The organism is Luteibacter yeojuensis (genome assembly GCF_000964085.1).
GTDB classification, from domain to species: Bacteria; Pseudomonadota; Gammaproteobacteria; order Xanthomonadales; family Rhodanobacteraceae; genus Luteibacter; species Luteibacter yeojuensis_A.
In genome coordinates, this window is sequence record NZ_JZRB01000031.1 from 33,898 (window position 1) to 48,400 (window position 14,503).

A 14,503-nucleotide genomic window follows, 5' to 3' on the forward strand; every position below is an offset into this window, starting at 1 on the left:
AAGAATTAGGTAAGGGGGGATTCGGGGCGGAACAGACCTGGGGGGATCTGGGCCGGTCGCATCGAGTCGAGGTCGACGCACGCCGCGCGCACCGTGGCGCGCACCAGCGTCGTGTCCCCGCGCACGATCTCCTGACCGAACAGCATACTTGCTGAACGCCGCTCTTTGACGGCCAGGGTCACCGTTAGTTCATCATCCAGACGGGCCGGGCGCAGGAAGTCGAGGGTCATGTCCCGGACGACGAAGCCCAGGCCCGTAGACTGGCGCAGGGACAGCTGGTCGATGCCCTGGGCCCGCAGCCACTCGGTGCGGGCCCGCTCCATGAAGCGCACGTAGTTGGCGTGGTACACCACGCCGCCGGCGTCGGTATCTTCCCAATAAATGCGGACCGGCCACGAAAAGACGCTCATGGGGTGTCCGAAAAGAGATCGGGCGTGGCCGCCTGCCGCGGCGGCGGGGTAAGCCCCAGGTGCCGCCAGGCCTTGGCCGAGGCCATGCGGCCCCGCGCCGTGCGGACCAGGAAGCCCTGCTGGATGAGGTAGGGCTCCACCACGTCCTCGAGCGTGCCGCGATCCTCGCTGAGGGCGGCCGCAAGCGATTCGACACCGACCGGGCCACCGTCGAAGTTCTCGATGATGATGCCGAGCAGGCGGCGGTCGAGGTCGTCGAAGCCCTCGGCATCCACCTTCAGCATGTCGGTGGCGGCACGGGCCACCTCGTGGGTGATGCGGCCATCGCCACGCACGTCGGCGTAATCGCGCACGCGGCGCAGCAGGCGGTTGGCGATACGCGGGGTGCCGCGGGACCGGCGCGCGATCTCCAGCGCGCCCTCGACCTCGCACTCGATGCCGAAGATGCGCGCCGCGCGGCGCACGATGGCCGCCAGCTCGTCCACGCTGTAGAACTCCAGGCGCTGGATGATGCCGAAGCGGTCGCGCAGCGGGCCCGTGAGCAGGCCGGCGCGGGTGGTGGCGCCAATCAGCGTGAATGGGGGCAGGTCGAGCTTGATCGAGCGGGCCGCGGGGCCCTCGCCGATCATGATGTCGATCTGGAAATCCTCCATCGCCGGGTAAAGCACTTCCTCGACCACGGGCGAGAGGCGGTGGATCTCGTCCACGAACAGGACGTCGTTGGCCTCGAGGTTGGTAAGCAGCGCGGCCAGGTCGCCGGCGCGCTCGAGCACCGGGCCCGAGGTGGAACGGACGTTCACCCCCAGCTCGTTGGCGATGACGTGCGAAAGCGTGGTCTTGCCCAGGCCCGGGGGCCCGAAGATCAACACGTGGTCGAGCGCACCACCACGGCGGCGCGCCGCCTCGATATAGATGGCCATCTGCTCGCGCACCGCCTGCTGGCCGAGGTACTCGGCAAGGCGCTTGGGGCGGATGCTGGCTTCCAGCGCCTCGTCGTCCATGGCGGCGGCGGAGGAAATGATGCGGTGCTCGGACATGGCGGGCATTATGGCATGCGTCCGTCAGTCGGGCGCTCCGCGCCCTGTCAGTCGGCCACTGCGTGGCCTGCGAATGGCAAGTAAGCGCGATTTGCGCTTCACCCTTCACCCTTCACGATTTACCCCGTCAGATCTCTACCTGGGCACCCAGCTCGATCAGGCGATTGCCCGGGATCTGGAAGAACGCCGTGGCGGGTAGCGCGTTGCGGGCCAGGAACGCGAACAGCTTGTCGCGCCACAGGGCCATGCCGGGGCGGCGGGCGTCGGCGACGATGTTTTCGCGCGAGAGGAAGAACGTGGTGTCCATCATGTCGAAATCGAGGCCGCGGCTGCTGGCGCGGGATAGCGACTGCGGGATGTTGGGGTCCTCGGCGAAACCGTAGCGCAGCTGCAGGCCGAAGAAGCCGTTGCCGTACTCGATGACTTCCATGCGTTCTTCGTAATCCGCCACCGGGGTCTCGAGCATCTCGACGGTGAGCAGCACGTTGCGCTCGTGCAGCACCTTGTTGTGCTTGAGGTTGTGCAGCATGGCGTGCGGCACGGCGTTCTGGTTGGCGGTGAGGAACACCGCAGTGCCCGGCACGATCAGCGGCGGGTGGTCGGCGATGTTGGCCACGAAGGGCTCCAGCGCCAGGCCGCTCTGCTTGATTTCGCGGACGACCAGGTCCCTGCCCCGGCGCCACGTGGTCATCATGGTGAAGATGACGACGCCGAGCACCAGCGGGAACCAGCCGCCGTGGGCGATCTTCAGCGCGTTGGCGCCGAAGAACGACAGGTCGGTGACCAGGAAGATGATGCCCACGGTGATGACCGCCGACCAATGCCAGTTCCAGCGGCGCCGGGCGACGACCAGCGCCAGCAGGGTGGTCATGGTCATGGTGCCGGTCACGGCGATGCCGTAGGCCGCACCCAGGTTGTTGGAGGAACGGAAGCCCAGCACGGCGAGGAACACCAGCACCAGCAGCAGGCGGTTGATCCACGGCACGAAGATCTGGCCCGACATCTCGCGCGAGGTGTGCACCACCGCCATGCGCGGCGAGTAGCCCAGCGACATGGCCTCGCGGGTCATCGAGAACGCGCCCGAGATGACCGCCTGCGACGCGATGACGGCCGCGGCGGTGGACAGCGCGATCATCGGGTAAAGCAGGTTTTCCGGCACCAGCTTGTAGAACGGGTTCTCGATGGCGCTCTGGTCGTGCAGCAGCAGCGCGCCCTGGCCGAAGTAGTTGATGAGCAGGGCCGGCAGCACGAAGAAGAACCACGCGAAGCGGATGGGCTTCTTGCCGAAGTGGCCCATGTCGGCGTAGAGCGCCTCGCCACCCGTGAGCGCCAGCACCACGCCACCGAGGGCGATGAACGCCTGCTTGCCGTGCTCCATGAAGAACGACACGGCGTACTTCGGGTTGAGCGCCCACAGCACCTGCGGGTGCTGCACGATCTGGCGGACGCCCAGCCATGCCAGCACGAGGAACCACACCACCATGACCGGGGCGAACGCCTTGCCGACGATATCGGTGCCATGGCGCTGGATGGCGAACAGCACGAACAGGATGACCAGGCAGATGGGCAGCACGTAGGTATCGAGCTCGGGCGCGGCCACTTCCAGGCCCTCCACCGCCGAGAGCACCGACATGGCCGGGGTGATGACGCCATCGCCGTAGAACAGCGAGGCACCAAAGATGCCGATGGCCGCGAGCACCCAGCGCGCGCGTGGCGAACCGCTGACGCTGCGCTGGGCCAGCGCCATGAGCGCCATGATGCCGCCTTCGCCCTTGTTGTCCGCGCGCATCACGAAGGTGACGTATTTCAGCGAGATCACCATGAGCAGCGACCAGAAGATGAGCGAGAGCACGCCCAGCACGGCCGCGGGCTGCGGCGTCATGCCGTGCGTGCCCAGGGTTTCCTTCATGGTGTAGAGCGGGCTCGTGCCGATGTCGCCGAACACGACGCCGATGGCGCCCAGCGCCAGTGCCGCGAGTTTCTTGCCGTGCGCGTTGCGCAGTTCTTCAGCGTGGGACATGCCCATGGTCAGCTTCCCAGCGCGGCGCGGAGCGCCTTGCGGATGATGGCTTCGGCGGTATCGCCATCGGCGGCCACCTTGTTGACGAGGCGCGTGGCCTCGGGCGGCTTGTAGCCGAGTTGTTGCAGGGCCACCGTGGCCTCGCCCACCGGATCGACCGGTGCCGCGATGCCCGCGGCGGCGGCTGGCAGGCGCACGCCGGTGGCGTCCACGCGGTCGCGCAGCTCGACCACCATGCGCTCGGCCGTTTTCTTGCCGATGCCGGGGATCTTGGTCAGCGCCACCACGTCGCCGCCGTGGACCAGGCGCGAGAGTTCCTCGGTGGAGACGCCGGAGAGCACGGCCAGCGCGATCTTCGCGCCGATGCCGCTCACCTTGAGCAGGTTGCGGAACATGGCCCGCTCGGTTTCACGGAGGAAACCATAGAGCGAGACGCCATCCTCGCGCACCGCGTAATGGGTGAGCAGGGTGACTTCCTGGCCCGTGGCGGGCAGGTCGTAGATGGTCGACATGGGCGCGTCGACGTCATAGCCCACGCCACCCACCTCGACGAGGAGGGACGGGGGCTGCTTGCTCACGAGGGTGCCACGCAGGCGGCCGATCATCGGCGACGTCTCCATGCCGTGCGCGGGATACCCACGCGTTCGATACTGGACCGGGTGTGCGCATGGGCGATGGCGATCGCCAGCGCGTCGGCCGCGTCGGCCTGCAGCGGCCCCTTGAGGCCGAGGATCATCCCGATCATGTGCTGGACCTGGGCCTTGTCGGCGCGGCCGGTACCGACCACCGCCTGCTTGACCTCGGTCGCTGCGTATTCGTGCACGACGATTCCCTGGCTGACCACGGCACACACGGCGGCCCCGCGCGCCTGCCCCAGCTTCAGGGCGGAATCGGCGTTGCGCGCCATGAACACGCGCTCGATCGCGGCTTCGGCCGGACCGTGCGCGCCAATGATGGCGCACAGCTCGTCAAAGATGCGTTTCAGCCGCAACGGGAACGTGGCCTCGCCGCCGATGACGAGCGCCCCGTGCCACACGTGGGCCAGGGCGCCGTTGTCGCCGACGTCGATGACCCCGACACCCGTGCGCTGGCTGCCCGGATCGATGCCGAGGATGCGTGTCATGGCGTGGTGGCGAGCTTTACTCGCCGCCGGCTTCCTGCGGGAGCACCGCGTTGTGGTAGACCTCGTCGACGTCGTCGAGGCCGTTGAGGCGCTCGAGGAGCTTCTCGAACTGCTCCAGGGCCTCGCCCGTGGGCGTGACCAGCGGGCCGTTCGGGCGCATGACCACGTCGGAACCGTCGATGTCGAAACCGGCGCCGGCCAGGGCCTTGCGCATATCCTCAACCGCGATGGGGTCGGCCGCGAGCAGCACCGTGCCGATGCCGTTCTCGATCACGATATCCTCGGCGTTGTTCTCGATGGCGGCTTCCTCGAGCTTCGCCTCCACGTCGGCATCGCCGCCGGTGTGGACCACCACCTGGCCCACGCGCGTGAACTGGAACGCCACCGAGTTGGTGGTGCCCATGTTGCCACCGAGCTTGTTGAGCGCCGCGCGCACGTCGGCCACGGTGCGGGTCTGGTTGTCGGTGACGCAATCGATGATGAGCGCCGTGCCCGCCGGGCCGTAGCCCTCGTAGCGGATCTCGTGCATGTCGGCGCCGCCATCGGCACCCGAGCCGCGCTTGATGGCGCGCTCGATGGTGTCCTTGGTCATGTTGGCGGCCAGGGCCTTGTCGACGGCGGCGCGCAGGCGCGGGTTGCCGTTGGGGTCGGGCACGCCGCCACGGGTGGCGATGGTGATTTCGCGGATCAGCTTGGTGAACACCTTGGCGCGCTTGGCGTCTTCGGCATTCTTGCGACCTTCGATGGACGGGCCTCTACCCATGTGCGTTTCCTGGTGCTACCGGATGGACAGGGGCGGGATTCTACACGAGCGGGGTATCGAAGCGCCCTTCCCGCAGGAAATACGCGGCCTGGCGCGCCACGTCGGCGGAGACGAGCATGCCGGTGTGGCTGGTTTCGAGGATGCAGTGGGCGGTGAGGCCCGGCAGGCGGGTTTCCTCGACACCCACCGAGCCGTCGTGCTCGGAGCCCACGTCGCCCACCAGCGCGCCCAGGCCCACCTGCTGGCGCCCGGCGATCATGCCGACCTCGCGCGGGCCTTCCCAGTGGTCGAGCCCGTGCGAGAGCAGCTCGCGCGAGCGGCCTAGCAGCACGTCGCCGCCCCAATGGTGGGTGAGGCCGCGGGCGGCGCTGCTGCCGTTCAACGGGGAACCCAGGCAGACGATGCGCCCGCCCGGCTCGTCGAGGTCCTGGCAGGCCAGCAGGGCCAGGATGCCGCCCAGGCTGTGGCCCACGACATGCACCGGCCCCGGCGCCAGGCCGCGGATGCGCTTGCGCAGCCGGGCGATGGCCTGCTCGGGCGGTGCCACCACGCTCATGTACTCGAACTGGTGGACCCGGAAGCCCTCCTCGCGCAGCCGGCGGTTGAGCATGGCCATGGCGAAACCCTTCATCCACAGGCCGTGGAGAAGAATGACGTCGGTGGGCATGGCATTCATCGGCTGGCCGGCGGCGGGATCAGGACTTCAACGGCTCCGCGGCATCGACGCGGACATGCAGTTCCTTCAGCTGCGGGGCCGAGACCGGCGACGGGGCGTCGGTCATCAGGTCTTGCGCGCTGGTGGTCTTGGGGAACGCGATGACGTCGCGGATGGATTCGGTGCCCGCCATGAGGGCCGCGATGCGGTCGATGCCGAAGGCCAGGCCGCCGTGGGGCGGCGCGCCGAGGCGCAGCGCCTTGAGCAGGAAGCCGAACTTGGCCTCGGCCTCGTCGGGGCCGATGCCGAGCAGCTCGAACACGGCGCTTTGCATTTCCGGCCGGTGGATACGGATGGAGCCGCCACCGATCTCGTTGCCGTTGAGCACCATGTCGTAGCCACGGCTGAGCGCCACGGCCGCATTGGCGCGCAGGTCGGCGATATCGTCGATGTTCGGCGCGGTGAACGGGTGGTGCAGCGCCACGAAGCGGCCTTCTTCCTCGTCCCATTCGAACATGGGGAAGTCGGTGACCCACAGCGGCTTCCAGCTGTTTTCCACCAGGCCGCGGTCGCGGCCGAGCTTCAGGCGCAGGGCGCCCATGAAATCGGTGACGACCTTCCAGCGGCCCGCGCCGAAGAACACGATGTCGCCACTGGCGGCGCCCGTGAGTTCGAGCACCTTGCCGAGCGCGGCGTCGTCGAGGAACTTGGCCACCGGCGAAGTGATGCCCTCGCGGCCCTTGGCCAGGTCATCGACCTTGAGCCATGCGAGGCCCTTGGCGCCGTAACGGCCCGCATACTCGGTGAGGCCGTCGATCTCCTTGCGCGACAGATCAGCGGCACCCGGCACGCGCAGGGCGGCCACGCGGCCGGCCGGGTCGTTGGCCGGGTCGGCGAACACCTTGAACTCCACGTGCTTCACCGCCTCGGCGATGTCGGTGAGCTCCATCGGGTTGCGCAGGTCGGGCTTGTCGGAGCCGAAGCGGCGCATGGCCTCTTCGTATGTCATGCGCGGGAAGCGGGCATCGAGCTCGACGCCGCGCACTTCGCGGAACACATGGCGGATGAGGTTCTCGACGAAATCCTGCACGTCGCGCTCTTCGACGAACGCGAACTCGAGGTCGAGCTGGGTGAATTCCGGCTGGCGGTCGGCACGCAGGTCCTCGTCGCGGAAGCAGCGCGCGATCTGGTAGTAGCGATCGAAGCCGGCCATCATCAGGATCTGCTTGAACAGCTGCGGCGACTGCGGCAGCGCGTAGAACTGGCCCGGGTGCACGCGGCTGGGCACCAGGTAATCGCGCGCGCCTTCCGGCGTGGCCTTGGTGAGGATGGGCGTCTCGATGTCCTGGAAGCCCGCGGTATCGAGGTAGCGGCGCAGCTCGCGGACCAGGGCGGTGCGCGTGCGCATCATCTTCTGCATCTCGGGGCGGCGCATGTCGAGGTAGCGGTAGGCCATCCGCATGTCCTCGTTCGGGTTCTCGTGCAGCGCGAACGGCAGGTCGCGCGCGGCGTTGAGGACTTCGACCTTGTCGGCCAGCAGCTCGACGGTGCCCGTCTTCAGCTTGTCGTTGACCGACAGGCGCTTGCGGACCTGGCCCGTGACGCGCAGCACGTACTCGTAACCCAGCTCGCCGGCGGTGGCGAACGCGGCGGCGTTTTCACGCTCCACCACCACCTGGGCCAGGCCCTCGTGGTCGCGCAGGTCGATGAAGGCCACGTGGCTCTGCAGGCGCAAGGTGTTGACCCAGCCACACAGGGTGACTTCCTGGCCGACCAGGGACTCGTCGATGAGGCCGCAAAAATGGGTGCGCATGCGCTTGGGGCTCCGCGGTGCAATGCAAAAGAAAAGACCCCGGATCGTAGCACGAGCCGGGGCCCGCAAAGCCCTTGTGGGAGCGCGCTTGCGCGCGATAGCCCGGTATTACCTGCCAATATCAAACTTACCCCGGCACCCACGGTCGGCCCAGATGCCATCCCGCGTGAACCCGTAGCTGTAGCCCTCGCGGCAATCGCTCTTCGAGGTCTGCTCCACCAGGCGGGCACCGCGGCCGATCGGCCAGCGGCAGTAGACGCGCTTGTTGTCGTTCGAATCGCAGCTGACGATCTGGCCGCCGCCACCGTAGCCCGGGCGGCCGCCGCCATAACCCGGGCGGTCATCGCCCCAGCCCGGGCGGCCACCGCCACCCCAGCCACCGGCCTCCTGGAAGATGCCGCGGCAGCCGTCGTCGACCCACAGGCCGCCGCGATCCATGTCCCAGGTGCGCCCACGGACGCAGTCGGTCTTCGAATCCTGGCGGACAAGGCGCGCATCGCGCCACGGCACGCGGCAGTACGAGCGGCGGCCGTTGTCGCTGTAGCAGTTGACGGTATCGCCGCCACGCTGGGCCTGGGCCACGCGCGGGGCCGCCATGAAGATGCCCGCGCCAAGCGTGAGCATCGCGATCAAGCCGATAAGCCGTTTCATGGCGGTGTGTCCTTTCGATGTGTGGGGTGGCGCAAAAACTAGCGAAAGGAGTCGCAACGCTGATTGAACGGGGCGCAGGAAAACGTTGCCGCCGTTTTCAGTCCGGCTTGCTGGTGGGCGCCGGTGCAGGAGCAGGGGCCGGCGCGGGGGACGGGGACGCCGCCGGGGCGGGCGCGGGCGCCCCGGTGGAGCCCTCGACGAGGTTGCGCTTCTTGTCGCCGTCCTTCTTGAAGTCGGTCTCGTACCAGCCACCGCCGGCGAGGCGGAACTGCGGGGCGCTCAGCAGCCGGCCCACCCGCGGCTCGCCGCAGTTCGGGCACACCTCGGGGTCGGGGTCGGACATCTTCTGCAGCCGGTCGAAGCGATGGCCGCAGGCCTGGCACTGGAATTCGTAGATGGGCATGGCATGGTTTTCGTGGTGCGCAAGGCGGGCATTATCGGCGCCACGCGCTGGTTTTCAATGCCACGCGCGAAGGCAGGCACCCTGCCCCGTGCGCACGCGAGGACGGACGATTTTCGCAATGCACCAAAATAGGCCGAATTAGCCATTTTCGTGCCAATCCTTATTTCAAAGGCTTCCGCGAGGCCTACTTGCCCCAAGGCGGCCCAAAAGAAACTGTCGCATTGACGCACCGCAAAAAACACGCCTAGCGTCATCCCCAGCACGGCCGCCGGCCGTGCCGCGGGGTGTGCCGCGCCCCGCGAGCCATAGCTCGCCCTGGGGACCCATCGATGACGAAAGGCACGACCCTCCGACGCAAGCCCGCCAGCCTCTGGCTGCCCGCCCTCGGGCTGATGATCGTCACACCCGGCTACGCGCAGGACGCCGCGCCACCACCTGACAAGACCGACGCCCGCCAGCTCGACCAGGTGGTGGTAACGGGCACGCGCGCCACGAACCGCACCGAAGCCAGCTCGCTGGCACCCATCGACGTGCTGACGCCGAAGGACCTCACCTCCACGGGCAGCACGGAACTGGCCACGGCGCTGGGCCGCCTGCTGCCCTCCCTGGACTTCCCCCGCCCCGCCATCAACGACGGCAACGACGCGATCCGCCCCGCCAGCCTGCGCGGCCTCTCGCCCGACGCCACGCTGGTGCTGGTGGACGGCAAGCGGTACCACACCTCCGCGCTGGTGAATTACAACCCCTCGGTGGGCCGCGGCTCCGCGCCAGCCGACCTCAACTCGATCCCCATCTCGGCCATCGACCACATCGAGGTGCTGCGCGATGGCGCCGCCGCCCAGTACGGCTCCGATGCCATCGCCGGCGTCATCAACATCGTGCTGAAGCACGGCGCCGCGAAGGGCGGCAACAGCATCACCGTCAATGGCGGCACGATGGACAAGGGCGACGGCGACACCAACGGCATCGACGGCTCCATGGGCATCGACCTGGGTGGCAAGGGCGATGACGCGAAGGGCTGGCTGCGCGTGGCGTGGAACTACCAGAACTCGATGAACACGAACCGCGCCTCGCCGGTGAGCCTGTTCACGCCCGAAGAGGCCGCCGACGGCAACGTCGCGCACCAGCGCTACGGCGACCCGGCGGTGAAGACCTACCAGGCGCTGACGAACTTCCAGTACGCGGTGGCGCACAACGTCGACCTCTACGGCGTGCTGGCGCTGAGCCGCCGCGACGTCACCTCGAACGGTTACTACCGCGGCGCCACCAACGCGCGCAACGTGCCCGAGGTGTACCCCGACGGCTTCCTGCCGCAGATCATCAACCACACGAACGACAGCACCGCGATCCTCGGCGTGAAAGGCGTGACCGACGGCGGCTGGCGCTGGGATGCCTCGGGCAACTACGGCATCAACTCGCTGGTGTTCGACGTGGGCAACAGCATCAACACCAACCTCTACTACACCACCGGCGCGTCGCCCACCTACTTCAACGCGGGCACGTTCAAGAACTCGCAGGCGCTGGCCAACATCGACATCGGCAAGGACTTCAGCGTCGGCTGGCTACCCAACCCGCTGACCCTCGCGTTCGGCGCGGAATACCGCCGCGAGAAATACCAGATCGACGCGGGTGACCCGGATTCGTACTACTTCAACCAGGCCACGCTCATCCCCGGTACCGATACGCCATACGCGGGTGGCGCGCAGGTTTTCCCCGGCCTGTCGCCATCGGCCGCGGGCAGCTTCACGCGGCATAGCGAGGCGGCGTACATCGACCTGGAAACCGACGTGACCGACAAGTTCTCGGCCGGCGTGGCGGGCCGCTACGAGCATTACAGCGACGCGGGCTCCACGCGCTCGGGCAAGCTCTCGGCGCGCTACCAGTTCACGCCCACGTTCGCGCTGCGCGGCACGCTGTCGAACGGCTTCCGCGCCCCGTCGCTCGCGCAGCAGAACTACCAGTCGGTGGTGACGATCATCGACCCGAGCACGGGCCAGCTGGCGCAGACCGGCACGTACCGCACCTCCGACCCCGCCGCCGTCGCGCTGGGCGCCAAGGCACTCAAACCCGAGAAATCGGCGAACTACGGCGTCGGCGCGGTGTGGGAGCCCATCACCGACCTCAGCGCCACGCTGGATATCTACCAGATCCGCATCTGGCACCAGATCCTCTACTCCGACACCATCAGCCTGACCGACCCGGTACTGGCCGCGTATTTCAACAGCGTGGTGCCCGGGCAGCAGGTGACCGCCGTGCAGTACTTCGCCAACGCCGCCACCACGCGCACGCGAGGCGCCGACCTGGTGCTGAACTACCGCATCCCCACCACGGATGCCGGCCAGTTCAACCTCATGGCCAGCGCGAACTACAACAAGGTGAAAATCCTGGACGTGGCCGGCACGCCACCCATCCTCCAGGCCAACGCCTCGGGCCCCATCGAGATGTTCGGCCGCGCTAGCCAGGGCCTGCTGACGAAAGCCACGCCACGCACGAAATACGTGGTGGGCGGCGACTGGTCGCTGTCGGGCTTCAACGCCCACGCCGACGTCACGCGCTACGGCGCGGTGACCCGCGTAACCACGACACCGGAAACCGACCAGACCTTTTCGGCGCGCTGGATCGTCAACACCTCGGTGGGCTACGCGCTCGAACAGTGGACCTTCACGCTGGGCGTCGACAACGTCACCAACCAGTACCCGACGCGCGTGAGCCCGACCGATGCGGGCGAGGACTATTTCAGCGGGCTGCAGTATTCGGCGCTGTCGCCGTTTGGGTTCAACGGGCGGTATTACTACGCCAAGGTGGGGTTCAAGTTCTGAACCCATCGCGCGCAAGCGCGCTCCTACATGTGGGAGCGCGCTCGCGCGCGATGCGCCTAAGCTGCCGCAAACCTCAAGTGATTCCCATCCGAATCCACATGGATCACCTGCCCCGGCGAAAACTCGCCGCGCAGGATCGCCTGCGCCAGCGGGTTCTCCAGTTGCACCTGGATCGCGCGCTTGAGCGGGCGGGCACCGTAGACCGGATCGAAACCCGCGCTGCCGAGCAGGTCGAGCGCGGCGTCGGAGAGTTCCAGCCCCAGCTGGCGCTCGCCCAGCCGCTTCGCCAGGTTGTTGAGCTGGATGCGCGCGATGCTGCGGATCTGTTTCTTGTCGAGCGGGCGGAACACCACCAGGTCGTCGAGGCGGTTGATGAACTCGGGGCGGAAATGCGCCTGCACCACGCCGAGCACCGAGGCCTTCATCTGCATGTAATCCGCTTCGCTATCGCCGGCCTGCTCCTGGATCAGGTTCGAACCGAGGTTCGAGGTCATGACGATGACGGTGTTGCGGAAATCGACGGTGCGGCCCTGGCCATCGGTGAGGCGGCCATCGTCGAGCACCTGCAACAGGATGTTGAACACATCCGGGTGCGCCTTCTCCACCTCGTCGAGCAGGATGACGCTGTACGGCCGGCGGCGGACGGCCTCGGTGAGGTAGCCACCCTCTTCGTAACCCACGTAGCCCGGGGGCGCGCCGACCAGGCGGCTCACGGAGTGCTTCTCCATGAACTCGCTCATGTCGATGCGCACCATGGCGTCCTGCGTATCGAAAAGGAAATCGGCCAGCGCCTTGCACAGCTCGGTCTTGCCCACGCCCGTGGGGCCAAGGAACAGGAACGAACCATAGGGGCGGTTCGGGTCCGACAAGCCGGCCCGCGCGCGGCGGATGGCGTCGGAGACCGCGCGCACGGCCTCGTCCTGGCCGACGACGCGCCCATGCAGCGCGTCTTCCATGTGCAGCAGTTTCTCGCGTTCGCCTTCGAGCATCTTGTTGACCGGGATGCCCGTCCAGCGCGCCACCACCTCGGCGATCTCCTCGGCCGTGACGCGATCCTGCAGCAAGGTGAAATCCTGGTGCTCGGCCTGCTGCGCGGCGGTGAGCTGCTGCTCCAGCGCAGGCAGGCGGCCGTACTGGATTTCGCTCATCTTCGCGAAATCCTGGCGGCGCTGCGCGGCCTCGAGCTCGAGGCGCGCGGCCTCGATCTGTTCCTTGATCTTCGTGGCACCCTGCAGCGTGGCCTTCTCCGACTTCCACACCTCGTTGAGGTCGGAGAACTCGCGGTCCAGCTTCTCGATGTCGGCTTCGAGCGTGGCCAGGCGCTGCTTCGATTCGTCGTCCTGCTCCTTCTTCAGCATCTCGCGCTGGATCTTGAGCTGGATGAGGCGGCGCTCCAGGCGGTCGAGCTCCTCGGGCTTGGAGTCGATCTCCATGCGGATGCGCGATGCGGCCTCGTCCATCAGGTCGATAGCCTTGTCGGGCAGCTGGCGATCGGGGATGTAGCGCGACGACAGCGTGGCCGCGGCGACGATGGCCGGGTCGGTGATCTCCACGCCGTGGTGCACGGCATAGCGCTCCTTCAGGCCGCGCAGGATGGCGATGGTGTCTTCCACGCTGGGCTCGCCCACGAACACCTTCTGGAAGCGGCGCTCCAGCGCGGCGTCCTTTTCCACGTACTTGCGGTACTCGTCGAGCGTGGTGGCGCCGATGCAGTGCAGCTCGCCGCGCGCCAGCGCCGGCTTGAGCATGTTGCCGGCATCCATGGCGCCATCGGCCTTGCCCGCCCCGACCATGGTGTGCAGCTCGTCGATGAAGAGGATGACGCGCCCCTCCTGCTTCGACAGGTCGTTGAGCACCGCCTTCAGCCGCTCCTCGAACTCGCCGCGGAACTTGGCACCCGCGATGAGCGCGCCCATGTCGAGCGACAGCACGCGCTTGTCGCGCAGGCCCTCGGGCACTTCGCCATTGACGATGCGCTGCGCCAGGCCCTCGACGATGGCCGTCTTGCCCACGCCGGGCTCGCCGATCAGCACGGGGTTGTTCTTCGTGCGCCGCTGCAGCACCTGGATGGTGCGGCGGATCTCCTCGTCGCGGCCGATCACCGGGTCGAGCTTGCCGCTCTCGGCGCGCTCGGTGAGGTCGATGGTGTATTTCTCCAGCGCCTGGCGCTGTTCCTCGGCGTTCTCCGACTGCACCTTCTCGCCGCCGCGCAGCTTGTCGATGGCGGCTTCGAGCCGCTCTTTCGTGGCGCCCGCGCCCTTCAGCGCACCGCCGAGCTCGCCGCGATCGTCCAGCGCCGCGAGCACGAACAGCTCGCTGGCGATGAACTGGTCGCCACGCTGCTGGGCCAGCTTGTCGGTGAGGTTGAGCACGCGGTTGAGGTCGTTGCCGACGCTGATGCTGCCTTCCTGCCCACTGACGCGCGGCAGGCGGTCGACCATCTCGGCCACGCGCTGGCGCAGCGCGGGCACGTTCACCTGCGCCTGCGTGAGCAACGGGCCGGTGCTGCCGCCCTGCTGGTCGAGCAACGCCAGCATGACGTGCGCGGGTTCGAGGATGTTGTTGTCGCGGCCCACGGCCAGCGACTGGGCGTCGGCCAGCGCCTGCTGGAAACGCGACGTGAGTTTGTCCGTTCGCATCGAAAGGTGTCTCCCAAAGGTTTTGGCGTGCCCCGGGCCCTCCCCGCAGCCGCCTCTGGTGTCACAGATGCGGGTGAGAGCATGCGCCTTCAACGGGGAAGGGGGTGTGGAGGCGCACCCCCATCCCCTTTTCACGCCCAACCCGCCATCCTCAACCCACCCACCCCACC

General features: G+C 67.8%; 12 protein-coding genes. 1 reads left to right on the forward strand and 11 read right to left on the reverse strand.

From position 1 onward, the window contains the following. Positions 1 to 5 precede the first annotated feature (5 nt). From ybgC to VI08_RS14875, 10 genes are all read right to left on the reverse strand, one after another. Positions 6 to 410 (reverse strand): tol-pal system-associated acyl-CoA thioesterase, encoded by a 405-nt coding sequence (gene ybgC / locus VI08_RS14830; RefSeq protein WP_045830381.1) that lies wholly within the window; start codon positions 408 to 410, stop codon positions 6 to 8. Next, positions 407 to 1,447, reverse strand: a complete 1,041-nt coding sequence (gene ruvB, locus VI08_RS14835; protein ID WP_045830397.1) for a Holliday junction branch migration DNA helicase RuvB — start codon at positions 1,445 to 1,447, stop codon at positions 407 to 409. Before ruvB ends, ybgC begins: the two co-directional genes overlap by 4 nt. Positions 1,448 to 1,574: 127 nt before the next feature. After that, positions 1,575 to 3,467, reverse strand: a complete 1,893-nt coding sequence (locus VI08_RS14840; RefSeq protein ID WP_157006811.1) for a potassium transporter Kup — start codon at positions 3,465 to 3,467, stop codon at positions 1,575 to 1,577. An 8-nt stretch (positions 3,468 to 3,475) separates the two neighbouring features. After that, a complete protein-coding gene (ruvA, locus tag VI08_RS14845; RefSeq protein WP_045830383.1) occupies positions 3,476 to 4,072 on the reverse strand; it encodes a Holliday junction branch migration protein RuvA in 597 nt (198 codons plus the stop codon). Continuing rightward, the gene (ruvC, locus tag VI08_RS14850) at positions 4,069 to 4,590 is read right to left on the reverse strand and encodes a crossover junction endodeoxyribonuclease RuvC (RefSeq protein ID WP_045830384.1); all 522 of its coding nucleotides are present in this window, start codon (positions 4,588 to 4,590) and stop codon (positions 4,069 to 4,071) included. The genes ruvA and ruvC overlap by 4 nt, the downstream gene beginning before the upstream one ends. A gap of 16 nt (positions 4,591 to 4,606) precedes the next feature. Further along, the gene (locus VI08_RS14855; protein WP_045830385.1) at positions 4,607 to 5,353 is read right to left on the reverse strand and encodes a YebC/PmpR family DNA-binding transcriptional regulator; all 747 of its coding nucleotides are present in this window, start codon (positions 5,351 to 5,353) and stop codon (positions 4,607 to 4,609) included. Between the two features lie 40 nt (positions 5,354 to 5,393). Continuing rightward, complete coding sequence (locus VI08_RS14860) at positions 5,394 to 6,020, reverse strand: esterase/lipase family protein (RefSeq protein ID WP_045830398.1); 627 nt, start codon at positions 6,018 to 6,020, stop codon at positions 5,394 to 5,396. Positions 6,021 to 6,048: 28 nt separating this feature from the next. Beyond that, positions 6,049 to 7,821, reverse strand: a complete 1,773-nt coding sequence (gene aspS / locus VI08_RS14865) for an aspartate--tRNA ligase (RefSeq protein WP_045830386.1) — start codon at positions 7,819 to 7,821, stop codon at positions 6,049 to 6,051. 108 nt (positions 7,822 to 7,929) lie between these two features. Further along, a complete protein-coding gene (locus tag VI08_RS14870) occupies positions 7,930 to 8,472 on the reverse strand; it encodes a DUF3011 domain-containing protein (RefSeq protein WP_232309562.1) in 543 nt (180 codons plus the stop codon). 97 nt (positions 8,473 to 8,569) lie between these two features. Continuing rightward, positions 8,570 to 8,875, reverse strand: a complete 306-nt coding sequence (locus tag VI08_RS14875) for an FmdB family zinc ribbon protein (RefSeq protein WP_045830387.1) — start codon at positions 8,873 to 8,875, stop codon at positions 8,570 to 8,572. 392 nt (positions 8,876 to 9,267) lie between these two features. On the opposite strand from VI08_RS14875, the gene VI08_RS14880 reads away from it, so the two are divergent. Then, positions 9,268 to 11,694, forward strand: a complete 2,427-nt coding sequence (locus VI08_RS14880) for a TonB-dependent receptor plug domain-containing protein (protein WP_045830400.1) — start codon at positions 9,268 to 9,270, stop codon at positions 11,692 to 11,694. A gap of 56 nt (positions 11,695 to 11,750) precedes the next feature. On the opposite strand, the gene clpB is transcribed toward VI08_RS14880, so the two are convergent. Beyond that, positions 11,751 to 14,333 carry an ATP-dependent chaperone ClpB gene (gene clpB / locus VI08_RS14885; protein ID WP_045830388.1) on the reverse strand — a complete coding sequence of 861 codons (2,583 nt, stop codon included), beginning with the start codon at positions 14,331 to 14,333 and terminating at the stop codon, positions 11,751 to 11,753. Between the last annotated feature and the right edge of the window lie 170 nt (positions 14,334 to 14,503).

Bases quoted from the DNA above. Each gene is read 5' to 3' on its own strand.
- ybgC (WP_045830381.1), bottom strand. From the start codon at position 410: ATGAGCGTCTTTTCGTGGCCGGTCCGCATTTATTGGGAAGATACCGAC.
- ruvB (WP_045830397.1), bottom strand. From the start codon at position 1,447: ATGTCCGAGCACCGCATCATTTCCTCCGCCGCCGCCATGGACGACGAG.
- VI08_RS14840 (WP_157006811.1), bottom strand. From the start codon at position 3,467: ATGTCCCACGCTGAAGAACTGCGCAACGCGCACGGCAAGAAACTCGCG.
- ruvA (WP_045830383.1), bottom strand. From the start codon at position 4,072: ATGATCGGCCGCCTGCGTGGCACCCTCGTGAGCAAGCAGCCCCCGTCC.
- ruvC (WP_045830384.1), bottom strand. From the start codon at position 4,590: ATGACACGCATCCTCGGCATCGATCCGGGCAGCCAGCGCACGGGTGTC.
- VI08_RS14855 (WP_045830385.1), bottom strand. From the start codon at position 5,353: ATGGGTAGAGGCCCGTCCATCGAAGGTCGCAAGAATGCCGAAGACGCC.
- VI08_RS14860 (WP_045830398.1), bottom strand. From the start codon at position 6,020: ATGCCCACCGACGTCATTCTTCTCCACGGCCTGTGGATGAAGGGTTTC.
- aspS (WP_045830386.1), bottom strand. From the start codon at position 7,821: ATGCGCACCCATTTTTGCGGCCTCATCGACGAGTCCCTGGTCGGCCAG.
- VI08_RS14870 (WP_232309562.1), bottom strand. From the start codon at position 8,472: ATGAAACGGCTTATCGGCTTGATCGCGATGCTCACGCTTGGCGCGGGC.
- VI08_RS14875 (WP_045830387.1), bottom strand. From the start codon at position 8,875: ATGCCCATCTACGAATTCCAGTGCCAGGCCTGCGGCCATCGCTTCGAC.
- VI08_RS14880 (WP_045830400.1), top strand. From the start codon at position 9,268: ATGATCGTCACACCCGGCTACGCGCAGGACGCCGCGCCACCACCTGAC.
- clpB (WP_045830388.1), bottom strand. From the start codon at position 14,333: ATGCGAACGGACAAACTCACGTCGCGTTTCCAGCAGGCGCTGGCCGAC.